This window comes from Proteus genomosp. 6, assembly GCF_040139785.1.
In the GTDB taxonomy this organism is placed as follows: Bacteria; Pseudomonadota; Gammaproteobacteria; order Enterobacterales; family Enterobacteriaceae; genus Proteus.
Genome location: NZ_JBEEVJ010000010.1, coordinates 25,765 through 45,564 on the forward strand (window position 1 = coordinate 25,765; position 19,800 = coordinate 45,564).

Below are 19,800 nucleotides of genomic sequence, written 5' to 3' on the forward strand. Positions count from 1 at the left end.
AAAAACGCCGTAAACCCTCGGCCAATGCGGGCGGGGAGCAGTCACCATTAAAAGTAGCTACATTGTAGCTACTTTTATGGCGTTTGGAGGTATGATATGAGTTATTTGGCTAAAATATTTTCTTTTATTATTAATAATCATTTCAATTAAGTGCTTCAATACTACTTATCACCTTGGCTATTTCACTTCAATCGGTTTTCCTCGTAGTAATGCTCTTACCCAAAAACGATTAGGGTGTAAGGCATTCAATACATCATCTTCAACCGGAAAAGGTTCATCAAAAATTTGACTTGCCAGAATTTCAGCTGATAAAGGCGCTGAACATAATCCACGAGAGCCCAACGCACTGATAATATAAAGTTGATGATAAGCAGGAGCTAAAGCGGGTGTTTGTCTTCTACGCTTAAATCTATCTAAGTGCGTGTATGCCACGCGCAATTTTTCGAAATCAGGTACTTCACCTAATAACGGTAGGTGATCGCGAATAGTGCAACGAATCCCAATTCGCGCTTCATTTCGGCTAAAATCAACTTCTTTAACCCAAGGGGCTTTTGCTAAACACTGTATAAGATGAGCTTGGTTATTTTCTTGCTCTTGAGTCGAAATAGCTAAATCTAATCGATCGCGGCGAAAGCTTGCTCCTACACAATGCAAATTATCTTGGTGATCAACAGGCGTAAAATAGCCATCATAACAAAGTACCGTTTTTAGTTTTGATAATGTCTTTGTTGTTGGAATATGGCTAACTTGACCTCTAACTGCGCTAATGGGTAATTTTGCACTTTGAGTAAAGTCTGTGATTCGGTGTCCATTTGCCAAAATAACGCAATCATATTGTGATTGAAATTGTGTCGCACTCACTCCATCGTGATGAACAATATCTAAGCACCAAGATGCTTTCTGCGCACTTATTTGAGTGACTTGATGATTAAATCGCAACGTTAAACCTAATTGTTCAGCGTATTTTAATGTATTGATCGTGAGCTCAGTCGGTGAAAGCCATCCCGCTTGTGGATAAAACAATGCATCACAATTAACATCTATTCCGCTGAGTTTATTGATTTCATTTTCATCGAGATAACATGCTATTTGAGCAAAAGGTATAGAATTATCCATAATTCTCTGTGCTTTTTTACGAACTTTCTCGTTATAAATAATCTGTGCGACACCAGACCATTGATGTGAAAAAGGAATACCTGCTTTACTCAAATTGTCATAAGTGCGATGAGCAAATAGAAATGCGGTTGTGAAAAATTGTTCTAGTTCATCGGATTTGCCATTAAGTAAAGGATATAACACACCTTGTCGATTGCCTGAGGCATTAGTTGCAGGTTGTTTATCTTCACAATATAAGGTGACATTGGCGCCTCTTCTTAGGCACGAAAGTGCCGTAAATGTGCTGGCAATACCGCCACCTATAATTGCAATATTCTGTGCTTTGGTTGCACTTGGTCTTGCATAGTAAGGGAGAAACTCAGGGGATGGAGTATGTGGAAAAACACCTGTCAGCATCTCTCTTTTTTGACCAAATCCTTTGATTTTATTTATCTCAAAACCAACATTTTGCAAACCTCGTTTGACGATCCCTGCGGCGGTAAATGTTGCAAATGTGCCGTTTTCTCTCATTGAATCAGCCATCGATTGAAAGAGAGTTTCACTCCACATTTGTGGATTTTTAGAAGGAGCAAAACCATCTAAGAACCATGCATCCACTTTGTTATGTAGCGCTTGGCGAGTTTGGGGTAACAAGGTGTTGATATCACCAAACCATAAATCCAATGTGATTGTTCCATCAGCAAGAATAATGCGGTGGCAACCTGCAATGGCTAATGGCCATTGAGAACAAAGCGCTTGTGAATATTTTTCGAGTTCAGGCCAATGGCGATGTGCAGATCGTAAATCACTTTTAGTCAGAGGGAATTTTTCGAAACTTACATAATGAAGGCGTTTTAAACGAGAGTCAGGAGACGTTTGTCTAAATTGCTCGAAAGCTTGCCATAGTGTTAAAAAGTTAAGCCCAGTACCAAATCCTGTTTCTGCGATAACACATTCAGAGCGTACATGTGTACCAAAACGTGATGGAAAATGATTTCCATGTAAGAACACATGTCGAGTTTCTTCTAGACCGTCTTGGTTTGAAAAGTAAATATCGCCAAATTGTTCAGAGATAGGCGTACCAAGTTCATTCCAACTTAAAGACGCAGTATTTATCGGGCTATTATTCACGGAACTGCCTGTATTTCTCGAAAAAATTATCCAACATCTTAGCGCTGTTAGGTAGCTTGTGCCAGCCTTAAAGGGGAAAGCGTTTTATTAGGTTATCTGTATTTTTGTAAAAAAGATCCTGATCGGACTTGTTCGGCGTACAACTGTACGCTAAAGTGCTAGTCAGAAATCCCGCAGCTACAACTATTATTGTAAAGAGGTATGAATGAAGCGCGCAGTGATCACGGGTCTGGGTATTGTTTCGAGCATTGGTAATAACCAGAAAGAAGTGCTGGATTCTTTAAAGGAAGGTCGTTCCGGGATAACTTTCTCAGAAGAATTTAAAGAGATGGGGCTTCGTAGCCACATTTGGGGCAACGTTAAGCTTGATACTGAAGGTCTTATTGACCGTAAAATCCGCCGTTTTATGAGCGACGCATCGGTTTATGCCTATTTATCTATGCAAGAGGCGATAGCTGATTCAGGTCTGACAGAAGACCAAGTTTCTAATATTCGTTCTGGCTTAGTCGTTGGCTCTGGTGGTGGTTCTCCACGTAACCAAGTGCAAGGTTCTGATGGTATGAGAGCTAAAGGCCTACGTGGTGTAGGTCCTTATATGGTAACTCGTGCAATGGCATCAGGTGTTTCAGCTTGTTTAGCAACACCTTTCAAAATTAAAGGCGTTAACTATTCAATCAGTTCTGCTTGTTCAACATCAGCACACTGTATTGGCCACGCTGTTGAGCTTATCCAGTTAGGCAAACAAGATGTTGTATTTGCTGGTGGTGGTGAAGAGTTAAGTTGGGAAATGACCTGCGAATTTGACGCAATGGGTGCACTTTCAACTAAATATAACGAAACCCCAACCAAAGCTTCTCGTACTTACGATAAAAATCGTGATGGTTTTGTTATCGCAGGTGGTGGCGGTATTGTGGTTGTTGAAGAATTAGAACACGCATTAGCGCGTGGTGCACACATCTATGGTGAAGTCGTAGGTTATGGTGCAACATCTGACGGTGCAGATATGGTTGCTCCTTCAGGTGAAGGTGCTGTGCGTTGTATGCAAATGGCGATGCAAGGTATTGATAAAGTTGATTATATCAATACACACGGTACTTCAACGCCAGTTGGTGATCTAAAAGAGCTTGAAGCTATCACGGAAGTGTTTGGTTCGCATACTCCAGCTATTTCAGCAACAAAAGCAATGACTGGTCACTCGTTAGGTGCTGCTGGTGTGCATGAAGCAATTTATAGCTTACTGATGTTAGAGCATGGGTTTATTGCACCAAGCATTAATATCGAAGAATTAGACGATAAAGCAATGGGGATGAACATCATTACTCAACCAACAGAACAGAAGCTGGAGACTGTAATGTCAAATAGCTTTGGTTTTGGCGGTACAAATGCTTCATTAGTCATGAGTAAATATAAAAAATAGTTAGATATACTTATATTTACTTATTAAAAAAAGCAGACTTCATTTTAATGGAGTCTGCTTTTTTATTTGAAATTTATTATGAAAAATAATTTATTATTCTAATAAAGATATTTTTCGAATAAAAATCATAAAAAAAAGATTATATAAATAACGTTTAAAAATACCTTTCCTAATAGTTACTCATTTTATTATTCTAATAAAATAGACAAAATTTGTTAATATGTTGTTTATATTGAGAAAAATAAATTAGCTTCATTTTATTTCAATCGTTTAATTTAATTCTATCCAAAATCATTAAATATTTTGTTTTATATGGAGTTAGGTGAATGGAAAAGTTGAATAAGACAAAAAGAGTGCAAAAAAATTGATCTGGGTTATTTTATTACAAATAAGTAGGAGCTATTTAATATAAAAGTTGGTAATGTTTGCCTCGGATACTTGTATTACTTTATATTTTATACTTTGATTTCTTGTGTCAGTTTTATTTATTAAACCTAACATTATGAATGTGACCGGCTAAGAATTTAGCCGGCATTTTTTATTGTTGTCTTTTTGACATTGACTCACATCTCCTGATGGCAATCTGCTTTTTTCTGAGCAGACTGACGTCGGAAATTCAGCGGCGTTCTAAGTTGTTGCACTAAGAGCACACCTAGTAACACAATACCACCACCCACTAAGTGATAACTATGCATTTCTTCACCGAGAAGCGCGATAGCAATCATTGCAGTAAATAATGGCATTAGGTTCATAAAAATAGAGGTCGTATTTGCACCTAATTTCATCACACCTAAAATCCACAGATAAGGTGCAAGAATAGAAGCTCCGATACCTGCGAAAATAACTAATCCAATATTATCTTTTGTTAACGCAACACTTTCGGCAAGAAAGAAGTTTGGCAATAATAGCAGAACACCAAATCCAATTTGCACATAAAGTGATTGCCAGTTAGGTAGTGCAATTGACCATCGTTTTGTTAATACACCGTAAAGGGCGTATGACGCCGAAGCAATAAACATCATCAGCTCACCATAACCCAAACCTTGAGAAAGCAATTGAGAGGGTTCGCCACGGCTAATTAGCCAAACTAAGCCACTAATTGAAAGCACTGTGCCTAAAACAATACCTACCGTAGGTACAACACGTAAAACAAAAATACTAATAATAACGGTTAATAATGGGATGAGAGAGTTCAGAATCCCCATAAATGTTGCGCTAACATAATGTGCTGCATAATAAGCTAAACTTTGGTACATCACCATCCCTAATGCACCAAGAATAAATAATTTCCACCAATATTGTTTGACGGTTTTACGATGATGCCAAACTGGCATGACCAAAAAAGGTGTCATAATTAAAAAGGCGAGGAACCAACGATAAAAAGAGATTGCAGCAGGATCGATAACAGACGCGGCTGCTTTATTGACAACTGCATTAATGGACCAGATTAACACCGCTAAAAGCGGAAAAATTGCGTTTTTCATTGTTCTCACATCTATTTTTAAACCAGGTCGCTATTGTAAGTCTGTCTGATTAGATATATATAATGAAAACCAGACAACAGATAGGCCAATAAAGACAACATGACAAGAGAACAACATAAAGATGACAATTGAACAACAAAAAATGCAATGGTTATTGTCTGATCCAGATACAGTTCGATTTCGTGATGAACAACTATTAGCTGAAACAGAGTTTGTTTATCATCAACATGATTTTGGTCAGTTACTTTATGTGATTTCTGGTGTCATGGATTTAGAAGCTGGAGGACAGCGGTTTTTAGCGCCACCAGAATTTAGTGTATGGATACCCAAAAATGTAGGGCATGCTAGTTACAATAAAAAAACACTCTCTTTTAAGGTGCTAGATATCGCACCAAGTTGGTGTGAAGGATTATTAGATAAACCTTGTTTGATTCAATTAAGTGCTATTTTTTCAACTATATTTTCCGACTTTTTTCATCGTGGTGTGTGTAAACCACAAACAGAAGAAGATTTTCGCTTAGCTCAAGTACTGATTGATCAACTTAAAATTTCGCCAATACATCATACTTATTTACCGTCTTCTAAAGATAAATTACTTGCTCCCATACTTTCTGTATTAGAGCAGGATCCAGCGGATAATACCTCGTTAGAAGAATGGGCTAAAAAGCGTTATACCTCAGAAAGAACACTTTCTCGTCGTTGCCAACAAGAATTAGGCATGTCATTTAGTGAATGGCGTAAGCGCCTACGCTTTTTACATGCAATTTCTTTATTAGAACAAGGGAAAAGCGTGAATGAAATAGCATTTGATGTGGGATATAGCTCTTCATCCTCATTTATTGCGATGTTTCAACAATATGCTGGCACAACACCGGAACGTTTTCGTCGATTACCCAATTGTTAAGTCTTCTTTTCATATATTTACTTAAAATCTAGGCGGATTTTACTGTCAATAATAGGCTTTACTGTGAATAAGTGGCAAAATAGATCGCTTAATTTTGTTTTTCGATTGATTGTTTACACACATAAATACCAAATCAGTGAGATAACACCGTGAAAATTCTGGTTGATGAAAATATGCCTTATGCGGAACAACTTTTCCGCCAATTAGGTGAGGTAAAAGCTGTTTCTGGTCGTCCATTACCTACTGATGAGCTTAATGATTCTGATGCCTTAATGGTGAGATCAATTACTAAAGTCAATGAATCCTTATTATCAGGCAAGCCAGTAAAATTTGTTGGAACCGCGACTGCGGGTTTCGATCATGTAGATATTGCATGGTTAAAACAGCAACAAATTGGTTTTTCATCAGCCCCAGGTTGTAATGCTATCGCGGTTGTTGAATATGTATTTTCTGCTCTGATGATGTTAGCAGAGCAAGATAGCTTTCAATTGACCGATAAAGTCGTTGGTATTGTCGGTGTGGGAAATGTGGGCGGTCGATTAGCAACGCGCCTTCGCGCATTGGGTGTAAATGTTTTACTTTGCGATCCACCAAGAGCGGATAATGGTGATGATGAAGAGTTTCATCCATTGGAAACATTGTTAGAAAAAGCAGATATTCTAACTTTCCATACACCTCTCAATAAATCAGGCTTATACAAAAGTTATCATTTAATTAATGAGAGCAACCTCGAAAAATTGCCTGAAGGTCGTATTTTAATTAATGCGAGCCGTGGCGAGGTTGTTGATAATCAAGCATTATTGTCTGTACTTGAGAAAGGTAAATCCTTACGTGTTGTGTTGGATGTTTGGGAGCCAGAGCCAGATCTCTCTATTGAGTTATTAAATAAAGTTGATATCGCAACACCACATATTGCGGGTTACACCTTAGAAGGTAAGGCGCGTGGTACAACTCAAGTTTTTGAAGCTTATTGTGATTTTATTGGACAGCCTCAAAAAGTTGAATTATCAACTCTGTTACCTGCACCTACTATTTCCACCATTTCAGTACAAGGTAAGTTAACTCAAACACTTTTAAAACAACTGATTCATCTTGTTTATGATGTGCGTCGTGATGATGCTCCATTACGAAAAGTAGCAGGAATAAAAGGGGAGTTTGATAAATTACGCAAATTTTATCCTGTTCGTCGTGAGTGGTCTTCACTCCATGTCATTTGTGATAATCAAACTACGGTTGATACATTAAATGCAATTGGCTTTAGTGCTACATATAAAAGTACTACACACAAATAAAGCAAAATATTATTTTTAAAAATTTATGTTATTGGAGGATATCTTATGGGAGAAGGTTGGAATATTGCAGTTGTTGGTGCAACAGGCGCTGTCGGTGAAGCGATTTTAGAACTGCTACAAGAGCGTGAATTTCCCATTGGTGAATTAACTGCAATCGCAAGTGAAGATAGCATTGGAAAATCGGTGCGTGTAAACAGCAAAAGTGTTGCGGTTCAAGGTATTCACAATATCGAGTGGGCTGATATTCAATTAGCTTTCTTTGCCGCACCAACAGAAATCAGTGCGCAATATGCACAACAAGCGGCTGATGCTGGCTGTATTGTTATTGATTGTAGTGGCATTTTTGCAATGGATTGGGATATACCATTGGTTGTTCCTGGCGTGAACAGTGCAATGCTAGCGGAATACCGTACTCGTAATATTGTTTCAATAGCTGATAGCATGGTAAGCCAATTATTACGTGCCATTAACCCATTAACAGAATCTGCGGGTTTAACACGCCTTAGCGTGACAAACTTAATGTCTGTTTCTCGTTTTGGAAAACAAGCCGTAGATGAACTGGCAGGGCAAAGTGCCCGTTTACTTAACGGTATTCCTCCTGAATTAGGTCGTTTTAATAAGCAATTAGCATTTAACATTTTACCTTTAATGGTTGATGACGAAGGCTCTATACAAGAAGAGCGTCGCATGGTTGACCAAATTCGTAAAATTTTGCAAGACGAAGGTTTGCCTATTTCTGTCACCACATTACAAGCACCCGTTTTTTATGGTAATGCGCAATCCGTGCAATTAGAAACATCTCGTCCAATGGGGAGTGATGAAGCGCGTGAGACATTACAAGAAAATGAAGATCTGAATATCAGTGATGAAAATGATTTTCCAACACAAGTGACTGATGCTTCAGGCAATGTGAGCTTGAATTTAGGTTGTTTCCGTAATGATTATGGTATGCCAGAAGCCTTACAATTTTGGTCAGTAGCAGATAACGTGCGCTTTGGCGGGGCATTAATGGCTGTTGAAGTAGCAGAGCAATTAATGCAGGAGCAGTTTTACTAATGAATGTGCAAGTGAGTGCTGAAGTGACAGAACAGCCCTTGACTGAGTCAGCGGTTGCCTCTGAAAGCACAACAATCAAAATTGCTTTAGGCGTTGAATATGATGGTAGTCGCTATTATGGCTGGCAACGCCAAAATGAAGTGCGTAGTGTACAAGAACGGCTAGAAAAAGCACTTTCACAAGTGGCTAATGAGCCTATATCGGTTTTTTGTGCTGGAAGGACAGATGCTGGTGTGCACGCAACGGGGCAAGTTGTCCATTTTGAAACAACGGCACATCGCAAAGATCCCGCTTGGACTATGGGAGTGAATACCCATTTGCCTGCGGATATTGCAGTACGTTGGGTAAAAACAGTTTCTGACGATTTTCATGCTCGCTTTAGTGCAACAGCAAGACGTTATCGCTATGTGATTTTTAATCATCGCTATCGTCCCGCTATCTTGTCATCTGGAGTGACACATTTTCATTATCCTTTAGACGCTGAACGCATGCATCAAGCAGCACAATGTCTACTGGGTGAAAATGATTTTACCTCTTTTAGAGCTGTCCAATGTCAATCTCGAACGCCATGGCGTAACGTTATGCATGTCAATGTTTCTCGATATGGTGACTATGTTGTCGTGGATATTAAAGCGAATGCGTTTGTTCATCATATGGTGAGAAATATTGTTGGCAGTCTTCTAGAAATAGGGTGTGGCAATCAGAATATTACTTGGATGGCTGAATTATTAGCCTTAAAAGACAGAACCAAAGCGGCTGCAACAGCCAAAGCAAATGGACTGTACTTGGTATCTGTGGATTATCCTGAGCAATTTGAATTACCAAAACCTGCAATGGGTCCACTATTTTTAGCGGATAACCCTATTGAGATATCTCAATCATAAAAACACCCAGTTTTCTGAGGATTTATGGAAATATTAACGCAATTTGTTGATTTAATAAAATTTCTAATCGATTTTATTTTACATATTGATGCCCATTTAGCTGAGCTTGTTGCTCAATATGGTACATGGGTTTATGCCATTTTGTTTCTTATTGTTTTCTGTGAAACAGGGTTGGTAGTAACGCCTTTCTTACCCGGAGACTCCTTATTATTCGTTGCTGGCGCTTTAGCTTCATTAGAAACTAATGATGTGAATGTTCATATTATTGTTTTACTGCTACTTTGTGCAGCTATTTTAGGTGATGCGGTTAACTATTCTATTGGACGACTTTTTGGCGAAAAACTGTTTAGTAAGCCTGATTCAAAGATTTTCCGTCGTGAATATCTAGATAAAACCCATGCTTTTTATGAAAAGCATGGTGGTAAAGCAATAATTTTGGCAAGATTCGTGCCGATTATCCGAACTTTTGCGCCATTCGTTGCAGGAATGGGTAAAATGTCATATCGTCACTTTGCCTTTTATAATGTTACTGGGGCAATTGCATGGGTACTGCTATTTACTTATGCAGGATACTTTTTTGGTGACTTAGATATAGTTCAAAAGAACTTAAAATTGCTAATTGTTGCCATTATTGTTATTTCTATTTTACCGGGCGTTATTGAGATCTTACGCCATCGTAGAGCGAGTGCAAAAGCAAAGAAAGAAAGTGATAACAAAGAGGTTTGAGCAGTTATCATCAGTTTTTGCCGTAGAATAGCCATAATAAAGAGATGCGCTGAAATTCAGTAAGCGGTATCATCATAAACTTTGCTAACCACACAGCCAGTGTATTGTGGTTGATACGCTAACAATAATTTTACTGGCGAAGGTCAGATTCAGACGAAAAGGTCCATTAATGAGCTGGATTGAAAAAATTCTAAACAAAAGCACTATCACAAGTTCACGTAAAGCCAATATCCCTGAAGGGGTTTGGACTAAATGTGATAGCTGTGGGCAGGTACTCTATCGCGCAGAATTAGAGCGCAATTTAGAGGTTTGCCCTAAATGTGATCACCATATGCGCATTTCAGCGCGCCGTCGCCTTGAGACTTTCCTTGATACAGGAAGTACAACAGAATTAGGTAGCGAATTAGAACCTAAAGATATTCTGAAATTCCGCGACTCTAAAAAATACAAAGACAGAATTAGCGCTGCTCAAAAGCAAACGCAAGAAAAAGATGCATTAATCGTGATGAAAGGAACGCTGAAAAAGATGCCAGTTGTTGCTGCATCCTTTGAATTTGCGTTTATGGGCGGTTCAATGGCTTCTGTTGTTGGGGCGCGTTTTGTTCGTGCGGTTGAACAAGCACTCGAAGATAACTGCCCATTAGTTTGCTTCTCTGCAAGTGGTGGCGCTCGTATGCAGGAAGCGCTGATGTCATTAATGCAAATGGCCAAAACCAGTGCAGCATTAGCAAAAATGCAAGAGCGTGGTTTACCTTATATTTCAGTTATGACTGACCCTACAATGGGTGGTGTTTCTGCCAGTTTAGCGATGTTAGGGGATATCAACGTTGCTGAACCTAAAGCATTGATTGGCTTTGCAGGTCCCCGCGTTATTGAACAAACAGTACGTGAAAAACTGCCTGCTGGCTTCCAACGTAGTGAGTTCCTGTTAGAAAAAGGGGCGATTGATATGATTATTCGTCGTCCTCAAATGCGTGATGAGCTGGCTGAATTACTGGCTAAGCTGACTCAATATGATTTAGTAGAAGATGAAGATGAAATCATCGGTGAAGAAATGATTGCTGATGAAATTGAATCTACAGACAACGAGCCAGAAATTAACATCGAAACGAATAAAAAAGAAGATGTCTAATATCATAACTGCTCCTAAAGCCACATCGCCTTTGTCGGTGTGGCTTTCTTATCTTGAACATTTACACTCCAGCGCCATCGATATGGGGTTAGAGCGAGTAGGCAAGGTAGGAAAAATATTAAATGTGTTACGTCCTGCGCCTAAGGTAATTACTGTCTCAGGCACGAATGGAAAAGGCACAACCTGTCATATGCTAGAGTCAATCTTGATAGCATCAGGATTGAAAGTCGGCGTTTATAGCTCCCCTCATCTTGTTCGTTATACAGAACGCGTTCGTATCCAAGGCAAAGAACTCTCCGAAAATGCTTTCTGTGAGGTTTTTGCAGAAATTGAACAAGCTAGAGGCGATATCTCGCTCACTTTTTTTGAATATGGCACTCTGGCTGCGCTGAAGTTATTTCAACAAGCACAACTTGATGTTGTTATTCTTGAAGTAGGATTAGGCGGTCGGTTAGATGCGACAAATATCGTTGATGCGGATATTGCTGCTATCACAAGTATTGCCCTCGATCATACTGATTGGTTAGGCGCAGATAGAGAGCATATTGGCCACGAGAAAGCCGGTATTTTCCGAGCTAATCATTATGCTGTTGTGGGTGAGCCAGATATGCCTCATTCCATTGCACAAGTTGCCAATGAAAAACAAGCCAAGCTTTTCCGTCGTGGAACAGATTGGTCCTTTGTTATTGAAGATGATCACTGGCATTGGCGTTGTGTTGACTGTGAATTTGATGCGCTGCCAATCCCTAATATTCCGCTAGCCAATGCGGCGACAGCGATGGGGGTTATTCGTTGCTTGCTTAAATCTGATGACAAAGTCAGCCAAGCAATAACACAGCAAAGTATTGTCGACGGTATGTCTCGTGCACAATTACCAGGTCGTTTTCAGGTAATTTCTCAACATCCTTTGGTTATCTTTGATGTGGCACATAATCCTCATGCAGCAGGATATTTAGCGGAAAAGTTATCACAATTACCACAAAAATCTGATACTCAAGTGCGTATTGTTGTTGGTATGCTGGGTGATAAAGATATTGCAGGAACTTTAGCGTGCTTAACACCATTGGCTGATCATTGGTATGTAGCTCCACTTAATGAATTTCGTGGCGCTTCTGCGGATGTGTTAGCTCAACATCTCGAGAAACCAATGGTATTCGATAGTGTTGAAAATGCATGGCAACAAGTAATGTCCGATGCTGCTCCTAACGATATTGTTGTGGTTTGTGGCTCATTTCATACAGTCGCGCATGTGATGGAACTTTTGGAAAAGGAGAGTGTGGGTGGCAAGTAAATTTCAAAATCGCTTAGTCGGTGCCGTTGTATTGGTGGCAGTAGGGGTCATTTTTTTACCCGCACTGCTCGACGGCGATAAGAAATATAACGAAGACCAGTTCGCCTCTATTCCTTTAGTACCCAAACCAGGTGATGAGCAAGAAATAGAATCTATCGCCCCGATAGAGCAAACTTCAGTGCCTTCTACTCCATCAGAAGGCGCATCTGAAGGTATGCTTTCTGAAGCTGTGACAGGTGTCGAGCAACCTGCTGTTACAACACCTGAACCACCTGCTGTTGTACCTGTTACACCACCGGTACAACCACCACAACAGCCAACGCCTACACCAGAGCCTCCGGTTGTGGTTACACCACCAGTACAACCACCAGCACCTCCAGTACAAGAAACTCAGCCACCGAAAGGCGAGGCTTGGGTTGTTCAATTAGGTGCGTTGAAAAATGCGGCGAAGGTAGAAGAAATTATTGCGAAAATGCATTTCTCAGGTTATCCGGTATATACCGTACCTGCACGTCCTGTTGCTGGACAAGTGACTCGAATTTACATTGGTCCTAGTGCATCTAAGTCAGAATTACAGGCTATTTTGCCTCATTTAAAAGAGCTTACGGGCTTACAAGGTGAGGTAAGGGCATATAAGCCTTAATTTTTTCTAAACGAGTCATCAGATGAGTGATGTAACAAAGCGTTAACTTATTGCGGCGATTATGATTTTTCATATCGCCGTAAATTATTTTGAAATTAGCGAAAATTAGCATTACGCAAACGTTTTCGTTTTCTGTTAGAATGCTTCCGTATTAATGCGGAGCATCATTATTGGATAAAGAATTTATGGTCTGGATAGATTACGCCATCATTGCCATTATTGGTTTTTCCGCATTAGTCAGCCTGATCCGTGGCTTTGTTCGTGAAGCATTGTCACTCATCACCTGGGGTTGTGGTTTCTTTGTTGCTAGTCAGTTTTATCCTTATCTTGCCGTCTATTTTACCCGGTTTGAAGATGAGCTGGTTCGTAACGGGATTGCAATAGTCACGTTATTTATTGCGACACTGATTGTCGGTGCTGTTGTGAATTATGTGATTAGCTCTCTTGTTCAACGCACAGGGTTATCAGGTACAGATCGTGTATTGGGGGTCTGTTTCGGGGCTTTAAGAGGCGTGCTGATAGTTTCAGCATTACTTTTTGTTTTAGGCGCATTTACGCCTATGGCAGATAGCGCTGATTGGCAACGTTCTGAGCTTATTCCTCAATTCAACCATATTATTAGGTGGTTCTTTGACTACCTGCAAAATGCGTCAAGTTTCGTGTCGGAGAGAATATAACCTCTCCGTCTGGCTGATGAGGATCTATTCATGTGCGGTATTGTCGGTATCGCTGGAGCTAATCCAGTAAACCAATCAATTTATGATGCGTTAACGGTGTTACAACACCGAGGTCAAGATGCAGCAGGCATTGCAACAATAGACGGTAACAACGGTTTCCGTCTTCGCAAAGCGAACGGACTGGTTAAAGATGTATTCGAAACCCGTCATATGTTGCGTTTAAAAGGTACTATCGGGATAGGGCATGTCCGTTATCCAACTGCGGGTAGTTCTAGTGCATCAGAAGCGCAGCCTTTTTATGTGAATTCACCTTTTGGTATTACGTTGGCGCACAATGGTAATTTAACCAATGCGCATTTATTACGTCGCCAATTATTTGAAACAGCACGTCGCCATATCAATACCACCTCTGATTCTGAAATCCTGCTCAATGTATTGGCATACGAATTAGACCGTTTTGACCATTTCCCGCTTGAGCCTGATAATATTTTTGCAGCCGTTGCGGCAATGCATAAAAAACTCCGCGGGGCTTATGCTTGTGTTGCTTTGATCATCGGTCATGGCTTACTGGCTTTTCGTGATCCCTTTGGTATTCGCCCTTTAGTCTTGGGTAAACGTACCTTAGAAGATGGTCGCCATGAATATATGGTCGCATCTGAAAGTGTTGCGCTTGATACTTTAGGTTTTGAATTTTTACGTGATGTTGCACCGGGTGAAGCGGTTTATATCACAGAGCAAGGACAACTCTTTACTCGCCAATGTGCTGAAAATCCGCAGTTAATGCCTTGTTTGTTTGAGTATGTTTACTTTGCTCGTCCTGATTCCTTTATCGATAAAATTTCGGTTTATAATGCGCGTTTACGCATGGGGCAGAAATTAGGCGCTAAAATTGCCAAAGAATGGGATGATTTACACATTGATGTTGTGATCCCAATCCCTGAAACATCTTGTGATATTGCCTTAGAAATTGCGCATATTCTCAATAAACCTTATCGCCAAGGCTTTGTAAAAAATCGCTATGTTGGTCGTACCTTTATTATGCCGGGTCAGCAAGAGCGTCGTAAGTCAGTTAGACGTAAACTGAATGCAAATCGCGCAGAGTTTCGTGATAAAAATGTTCTGTTGATTGATGACTCTATTGTCCGTGGCACAACGTCAGAGCAAATTGTCGAGCTAGCAAGAGAAGCGGGTGCGAAGAAAGTCTATTTTGCCTCAGCTGCGCCAGAAGTTCGCTTCCCTAATGTGTATGGTATTGATATGCCAAATGCCAATGAGCTTATTGCTCATGGACGTGAAGTGGATGAAATTCGTAAATTAATTGGTGCTGATGGACTTATTTTCCAAGATCTCACTGATTTAATCGCCGCAGTACAAGAAGAGAATCCTGATATTAATCAGTTTGAATGTTCTGTATTTGACGGTGTTTATATTACGAAAGATATCGATCAAGATTACTTGGATTATTTAGAAAATCTACGTCGTGATGATGAACACAAAATTCGTGATCAGAATGAAATAGAAAATTTGGAAATCTATAACGAAGGCTGATTTTTCGGTAAGATACCTTCCTTATAAAGCGTCGATGCCAGTGTGTTCTGCATCGACGCTTGTTTTTTGAGGGTTAATCATCATAATGATTAACAAAGGTATATATTCTGAGGATTATAATGAAAAAGCTGATAGTTGGGCTAACAGGTGCCAGTGGTGCAATTTACGGTATACGTTTATTAGAGATACTAAAATCAGTGCCGTCAGTTGAAACACATTTAGTGATTAGCCAAGCTGCACGCCGTACGATTTCATTAGAAACTGATTATTCGCTAAAAGATATTCATGCTTTAGCGGATGTGATTTATGACGATCGCGATATTGGCGCATCTATCTCTTCAGGATCGTTTCGTGTCAATGGAATGGTCATATTACCCTGCTCAATCAAAAGCCTGTCAGGTATTGTTCATAGCTATACAGATACCTTAGTCACTCGCGCTGCGGATGTGGTATTAAAAGAAGGGCGTAAGTTAGTATTATGTGTGCGTGAAACGCCACTGCATTTAGGTCATTTGCGATTAATGACACAGGCTGCTGAGTTAGGCGCAGTGATTATGCCACCAGTACCTGCCTTCTATTTTCAGCCTAAAACGATTGATGATATTGTTAATCAAACAGTAAATCGTGTACTTGATCAGTTTGAGATTGATTTACCTGATGATTTATTTCAAAGGTGGGAGGGCGATAAGCCCACTCGCTAAGTATACTCGTCATTCTTCAAGTTGCAGCGTTGTTGACTGCGTTTATTCGCACTAGTCACATACTGATGTATGCTCCTAGCGACTCATTCACTTGTCGCCTAGCTGCATCTTGAATTATTTAGAGTATTTACTCGTCATACTTCAAGGTATAGCGTTGTTGACTGCGTTTATTCGCACTAGTCACATACTGATGTATGCTCCTAGGCGTTTTTTCAAGGAATAGATTCACTTGTCGCCTAGCTGCATCTTGAATTATTTAGAGTATTTACTCGTCATACTTCAAGGTACAGCGTTGTTGACTACGTTTATTCGGTAGAATACCTAATTCGAATTAAAAGAGATTATTTTCCAGTGGTAATAATATTTTTTAATGCCTCTTCTAATTGTGGATAACGGAATTCAAAGCCTGCATTGAGTAATTTTTCAGGAATGGCTTGTTGTCCACCTAATACTAATGTCGCGCTTTCTCCCATCACTAGACGCAATACACTTTCGGGAACCGTCATTAATGCTGGGCGATTAAAAGCTTTTCCTAATAGGCGAGTAAACTCTTTATTTTGTACTGGGTTAGGTGCTGTTAAGTTAAAAGCGCCTTTAGCATCTTGGGTCTTAAGCAAGAAAACAATCGCACTGACCATATCATCGATATGTATCCACGGCATATACTGTTTTCCGCTCCCTAATTTGCCACCTAATCCTAATTTGAAAGGTTTGCTCATTTTAGGCAGTGCGCCACCGAGAGTTGAAAGTACAATCCCTGTACGCAACAAGCAAACTCGTGTTAATGGTGTTTGAGCTTCAAGCGCGATACGTTCCCATTTTGCACAGAGTTCATGTGTAAACTCAGGATTTGCTGGCGTCTCTTCTGTAACTCGTGTATCACCTTGATCGCCATAAAAACCTACTGCGGAGCCAGAAATGAAAACTGCTGGAGGAGAATCGCTAGCTTTAATCAAATCAACCAATTTCTGGGTTAAATGACAACGGCTATTAACCAGTTTTTGCTTTTGAGAGGGAGTCCAACGGTTATCAGCAATAGGTTCTCCAGCAAGATTAATAACGGCATCAAACTCATTAAGATTTTGTTTATCGTTGAGTTGAGTCCAGCAGGTGATTTCATTACAAAAATGCGAATAAACTTTTTGAGGCGAACGAGAAAGCACCGTAATATCATTATTGGCGAGCGCAAGCTCACAAACTAATGCTTTGCCAATTAATCCTGTACCACCTGTGATAAGTATTTTCATCACAATCCTCCTGATCTACTTGCTTGATAAAGAATAAATATCATCCTGATATATAAATTGCTTATATTAGCTAAAGAGTTTTTTCGTAGCTGGGCGTTGGTTAATGTTGTTTAGCCAATTATCCATTGCGGGATAATTTGCTAAATCAATATTGTGGTGATCGTGCAGACGAGCCCATGTATATGTGGCGATATCCGCAATGCTGTACTCTTTGCCCCCAAGGTAAGGTGACTGCGCTAACCTTTTCTCTAATACACTATATAAACGCTGTGTTTCTTCAGTATAACGTTTAATCGCATAAGGGACTTTTTCTGTGGCATAACGGGTGAAGTGATGATTTTGTCCCAACATTGGGCCAAATCCCCCCACTTGCCAAAACAGCCATTGTAGTTGTGTTGTTTTTTCTCGTAAATTTTGACTGAGCAATTTGCCACTTTTTTCAGCTAGATAGATAAGAATAGCACCTGATTCAAAAATAGAGATAGGCTCACCACCATCAATAGGTGAATTATCTACAATCGCGGGAATTTTATTATTGGGTGAAATTGCTAAAAACTCAGGTTTAAATTGATCGCCTTTACTAATATCGATGCGATGTAACTGATAAGGTATGCCAGTTTCTTCAAGAAAAAGCGTTATTTTTTGGCCATTTGGGGTATCTGCATAATATAAGTCAATCATTAAAAGCTCCAAAATAAAGTAGGCACTAAATAGACAATATAATCACAGTCTGCCTTTTAACATCATAAAAAGCAAAAAAGCGCAAGATGGATAAAACAAGTCACGTATGATTATTGTAGTGGTGAAAAATAGTGATTTTGGTATATTCAGGATAAAAATTACGATCGTTTAGTATCGGTTAAAAAAGGTTTGTTGAGGATGGAACAAGAAAAGACGGCATTGGTTGAATGGGTTGATATTGTTGATGATAAAAATGAAGTCGTTGCACAAGCAACACGTCAACAAATGCGAGCTGAAAATCTAAGACATAGAGCAACTTATATCGTTGTTCATGATGGAATGGGGAAAATCTTGGCGCAGCGTCGAACTGAAATAAAAGATTTTTATCCTGGTTGGTTAGATGCTACTGCGGGTGGGGTGGTTCAGCAAGGTGAGAATTTACTTGAAAGTGCGCGTCGTGAAGCAGAAGAAGAGTTAGGTATTGCTGGAGTCCCTTTTGCTGAGCATGGTCAATTTTATTATGATGATGAAAGTTGCCGTGTATGGGGAAGCTTGTTTAGCTGTGTTTCTCATGGACCCTTCGCACTGCAAGCAGAAGAAATTGAGGAAGTGTGTTGGTTAACTCCCTCTGAAATTACTGAGCGCTGTGATGAATTCACGCCTGATTCATTAAAAGCCCTCTCTCTTTGGTTAACACGTAACAACAGTACACGCCTAGAAAGTAGAGAAACTGTGGACTAAGGGGTGCTTTGCCCTAACTCAAATCGATAAGCATAGTTGATAACGGTATCTTCGAATATAGCGTTATCATCTTCGTCTCTTAAACGTTGTAAAAGTGCTATCAGATGTTTTCCTGCCTCTTTTCCCATTTTGTGATAATCAAAACGAATTGATGTGAGAGAAGGGGATATCTGATCACTATTTTCAGAGCCTTCTAAACAAGCGATAGCCAGATCTTGTGGGATCTTAATTAATCGACGTTGACACTCAAAAATCATACCTAATGCAATACTCTCATGGCTACAAATGACCGCATCTAGTTCGGGTTGGCGCAATAAAATCTCTGTTAATGCTTGTCGACCGTATGCCATAGATGCGGGATCAGGTGTAGTGACACTTTGCTCAGCATTTAAATAATTTTTGAGTAACGCTCGTGACCAACCGGTTATTTGCTGGTGGTGCAGGCGTTGTCCTTGTAACGCACCAATATAGCCAATACAACGCTTTCCTCGGGTGACTAAATGGTTTGTTAAATCATATGCCGCTTGCTCATAAGAACAATCAATACTAATAGCGGCTTGTTCATCTGGTTGGCTGGCAACGCTGACAACAGGCACATTGGCATTACTGATATGCAAAAAATGAGTTGGGCTAAGCTGTGAACCAAAGACAACTAATGCGGCAGGATTACTTTGCAACAGCATATTAATCACATCGCTGGCTTTATGAGGTTGGTGCTCATAGCAACCCACTAAAATTTGATATTGATGGCGATTGAGTATTTGTTGTAAAGATTGCATAAAATCTGCACTGGCTCTATCTGTGAAGGAGGGCAACAGTACCGCAATAATATGACTTTGTGCTGAAGCTAAAGCACCTGCCGAGGCATTAGGAATATAGCCAAGTTCCTCTACGGCTTGATTAACTTTTTCTCGTAACTTATCAGAAACTAATTCAGGGGTTCGCAATGCACGAGAGACGGTCATTGATCCGACTCCTGCATGTTTAGCGACATCTTGTAATGTGACTCGACCTGTATTTCGGCGCTTACGTGTTTTGATCATTTGTTATTATGCTTGCCTAGCCTATTTTATTAACCGCAGATCCTACCTGAAATCTTCCTATTATGCTGAAACAATACAGTGTCAATTGTTGGCATTTTCTGCAATTA

General features: G+C 39.9%; 18 protein-coding genes. 13 read left to right on the forward strand and 5 right to left on the reverse strand.

Going from position 1 to position 19,800, the window contains the following annotated elements; all coding sequences use genetic code 11:
• Positions 1-177: 177 nt before the first annotated feature.
• Positions 178-2,226 (reverse strand): bifunctional tRNA (5-methylaminomethyl-2-thiouridine)(34)-methyltransferase MnmD/FAD-dependent 5-carboxymethylaminomethyl-2-thiouridine(34) oxidoreductase MnmC, encoded by a 2,049-nt coding sequence (gene mnmC / locus ABN212_RS13125; protein ID WP_349443296.1) that lies wholly within the window; start codon positions 2,224-2,226, stop codon positions 178-180.
• 205 nt (positions 2,227-2,431) lie between these two features.
• Here mnmC and fabB point away from each other — a divergent pair, with 205 nt between their 5' ends.
• The gene (gene fabB / locus ABN212_RS13130; protein WP_088495099.1) at positions 2,432-3,643 is read left to right on the forward strand and encodes a beta-ketoacyl-ACP synthase I; all 1,212 of its coding nucleotides are present in this window, start codon (positions 2,432-2,434) and stop codon (positions 3,641-3,643) included.
• A 563-nt stretch (positions 3,644-4,206) separates the two neighbouring features.
• Here the strand turns inward: fabB and ABN212_RS13135 are convergent.
• The gene (locus tag ABN212_RS13135) at positions 4,207-5,127 is read right to left on the reverse strand and encodes a DMT family transporter (RefSeq protein ID WP_109370919.1); all 921 of its coding nucleotides are present in this window, start codon (positions 5,125-5,127) and stop codon (positions 4,207-4,209) included.
• Positions 5,128-5,248: 121 nt separating this feature from the next.
• Here ABN212_RS13135 and ABN212_RS13140 point away from each other — a divergent pair, with 121 nt between their 5' ends.
• The 11 genes from ABN212_RS13140 to ABN212_RS13190 all read left to right on the forward strand — a co-directional run bounded on the left by ABN212_RS13140 (position 5,249) and on the right by ABN212_RS13190 (position 15,981).
• Entirely contained in the window at positions 5,249-6,031 is a 783-nt protein-coding gene (locus ABN212_RS13140) for an AraC family transcriptional regulator (RefSeq protein WP_349443297.1), read from the forward strand.
• A gap of 149 nt (positions 6,032-6,180) precedes the next feature.
• Positions 6,181-7,323: a 4-phosphoerythronate dehydrogenase PdxB gene (gene pdxB, locus ABN212_RS13145; protein WP_198619757.1), complete on the forward strand. Its 1,143-nt coding sequence runs from the start codon at positions 6,181-6,183 to the stop codon at positions 7,321-7,323.
• Between the two features lie 45 nt (positions 7,324-7,368).
• The gene (locus ABN212_RS13150) at positions 7,369-8,379 is read left to right on the forward strand and encodes an aspartate-semialdehyde dehydrogenase (RefSeq protein WP_196533837.1); all 1,011 of its coding nucleotides are present in this window, start codon (positions 7,369-7,371) and stop codon (positions 8,377-8,379) included.
• Positions 8,379-9,263 carry a tRNA pseudouridine(38-40) synthase TruA gene (gene truA / locus ABN212_RS13155; RefSeq protein ID WP_232797506.1) on the forward strand — a complete coding sequence of 295 codons (885 nt, stop codon included), beginning with the start codon at positions 8,379-8,381 and terminating at the stop codon, positions 9,261-9,263. The genes ABN212_RS13150 and truA overlap by 1 nt, the downstream gene beginning before the upstream one ends.
• A 24-nt stretch (positions 9,264-9,287) precedes the next feature.
• Positions 9,288-9,989, forward strand: a complete 702-nt coding sequence (locus ABN212_RS13160) for a DedA family protein (protein WP_109370915.1) — start codon at positions 9,288-9,290, stop codon at positions 9,987-9,989.
• A gap of 169 nt (positions 9,990-10,158) precedes the next feature.
• A complete protein-coding gene (gene accD, locus ABN212_RS13165) occupies positions 10,159-11,121 on the forward strand; it encodes an acetyl-CoA carboxylase, carboxyltransferase subunit beta (protein WP_109370914.1) in 963 nt (320 codons plus the stop codon).
• Positions 11,114-12,412, forward strand: coding sequence for a bifunctional tetrahydrofolate synthase/dihydrofolate synthase (gene folC, locus ABN212_RS13170; protein ID WP_198625797.1), 1,299 nt, complete (start codon positions 11,114-11,116; stop codon positions 12,410-12,412). The genes accD and folC overlap by 8 nt, the downstream gene beginning before the upstream one ends.
• A complete protein-coding gene (dedD, locus tag ABN212_RS13175) occupies positions 12,402-13,055 on the forward strand; it encodes a cell division protein DedD (RefSeq protein ID WP_198619760.1) in 654 nt (217 codons plus the stop codon). The genes folC and dedD overlap by 11 nt, the downstream gene beginning before the upstream one ends.
• 185 nt (positions 13,056-13,240) lie before the next feature.
• A complete protein-coding gene (gene cvpA / locus ABN212_RS13180) occupies positions 13,241-13,732 on the forward strand; it encodes a colicin V production protein (RefSeq protein WP_023581692.1) in 492 nt (163 codons plus the stop codon).
• 30 nt (positions 13,733-13,762) lie between these two features.
• A complete protein-coding gene (purF, locus tag ABN212_RS13185; protein WP_075670606.1) occupies positions 13,763-15,280 on the forward strand; it encodes an amidophosphoribosyltransferase in 1,518 nt (505 codons plus the stop codon).
• A gap of 119 nt (positions 15,281-15,399) precedes the next feature.
• The gene (locus tag ABN212_RS13190; RefSeq protein ID WP_198619761.1) at positions 15,400-15,981 is read left to right on the forward strand and encodes a UbiX family flavin prenyltransferase; all 582 of its coding nucleotides are present in this window, start codon (positions 15,400-15,402) and stop codon (positions 15,979-15,981) included.
• A 341-nt stretch (positions 15,982-16,322) separates the two neighbouring features.
• Here ABN212_RS13190 and ABN212_RS13195 read toward each other — a convergent pair whose 3' ends face one another.
• Both ABN212_RS13195 and ABN212_RS13200 read right to left on the reverse strand, forming a co-directional pair.
• A complete protein-coding gene (locus tag ABN212_RS13195) occupies positions 16,323-17,228 on the reverse strand; it encodes a TIGR01777 family oxidoreductase (RefSeq protein WP_349443298.1) in 906 nt (301 codons plus the stop codon).
• Positions 17,229-17,294: 66 nt separating this feature from the next.
• Positions 17,295-17,909 carry a glutathione S-transferase N-terminal domain-containing protein gene (locus ABN212_RS13200; protein WP_349443299.1) on the reverse strand — a complete coding sequence of 205 codons (615 nt, stop codon included), beginning with the start codon at positions 17,907-17,909 and terminating at the stop codon, positions 17,295-17,297.
• Between the two features lie 198 nt (positions 17,910-18,107).
• Between ABN212_RS13200 and yfcD the strand changes: the two genes are divergently transcribed.
• On the forward strand, positions 18,108-18,650 hold the full coding sequence (gene yfcD, locus ABN212_RS13205) for an NUDIX hydrolase YfcD (protein ID WP_099073791.1): 543 nt from the start codon (positions 18,108-18,110) through the stop codon (positions 18,648-18,650).
• Here yfcD and ABN212_RS13210 read toward each other — a convergent pair.
• Positions 18,647-19,693 carry a LacI family DNA-binding transcriptional regulator gene (locus ABN212_RS13210; protein WP_109374110.1) on the reverse strand — a complete coding sequence of 349 codons (1,047 nt, stop codon included), beginning with the start codon at positions 19,691-19,693 and terminating at the stop codon, positions 18,647-18,649. The two genes, yfcD and ABN212_RS13210, sit on opposite strands and share 4 nt — an antisense overlap.
• Positions 19,694-19,800 lie beyond the last annotated feature (107 nt).

What these genes read in the sequence shown, in the direction of transcription:
- fabB (WP_088495099.1), top strand. Translation starts at nt 2,432, where the DNA reads ATGAAGCGCGCAGTGATCACGGGTCTGGGTATTGTTTCGAGCATTGGT.
- ABN212_RS13135 (WP_109370919.1), bottom strand. Translation starts at nt 5,127, where the DNA reads ATGAAAAACGCAATTTTTCCGCTTTTAGCGGTGTTAATCTGGTCCATT.
- ABN212_RS13140 (WP_349443297.1), top strand. Translation starts at nt 5,249, where the DNA reads ATGACAATTGAACAACAAAAAATGCAATGGTTATTGTCTGATCCAGAT.
- ABN212_RS13150 (WP_196533837.1), top strand. Translation starts at nt 7,369, where the DNA reads ATGGGAGAAGGTTGGAATATTGCAGTTGTTGGTGCAACAGGCGCTGTC.
- truA (WP_232797506.1), top strand. Translation starts at nt 8,379, where the DNA reads ATGAATGTGCAAGTGAGTGCTGAAGTGACAGAACAGCCCTTGACTGAG.
- ABN212_RS13160 (WP_109370915.1), top strand. Translation starts at nt 9,288, where the DNA reads ATGGAAATATTAACGCAATTTGTTGATTTAATAAAATTTCTAATCGAT.
- accD (WP_109370914.1), top strand. Translation starts at nt 10,159, where the DNA reads ATGAGCTGGATTGAAAAAATTCTAAACAAAAGCACTATCACAAGTTCA.
- folC (WP_198625797.1), top strand. Translation starts at nt 11,114, where the DNA reads ATGTCTAATATCATAACTGCTCCTAAAGCCACATCGCCTTTGTCGGTG.
- cvpA (WP_023581692.1), top strand. Translation starts at nt 13,241, where the DNA reads ATGGTCTGGATAGATTACGCCATCATTGCCATTATTGGTTTTTCCGCA.
- purF (WP_075670606.1), top strand. Translation starts at nt 13,763, where the DNA reads ATGTGCGGTATTGTCGGTATCGCTGGAGCTAATCCAGTAAACCAATCA.
- ABN212_RS13190 (WP_198619761.1), top strand. Translation starts at nt 15,400, where the DNA reads ATGAAAAAGCTGATAGTTGGGCTAACAGGTGCCAGTGGTGCAATTTAC.
- ABN212_RS13195 (WP_349443298.1), bottom strand. Translation starts at nt 17,228, where the DNA reads ATGAAAATACTTATCACAGGTGGTACAGGATTAATTGGCAAAGCATTA.
- ABN212_RS13200 (WP_349443299.1), bottom strand. Translation starts at nt 17,909, where the DNA reads ATGATTGACTTATATTATGCAGATACCCCAAATGGCCAAAAAATAACG.
- yfcD (WP_099073791.1), top strand. Translation starts at nt 18,108, where the DNA reads ATGGAACAAGAAAAGACGGCATTGGTTGAATGGGTTGATATTGTTGAT.
- ABN212_RS13210 (WP_109374110.1), bottom strand. Translation starts at nt 19,693, where the DNA reads ATGATCAAAACACGTAAGCGCCGAAATACAGGTCGAGTCACATTACAA.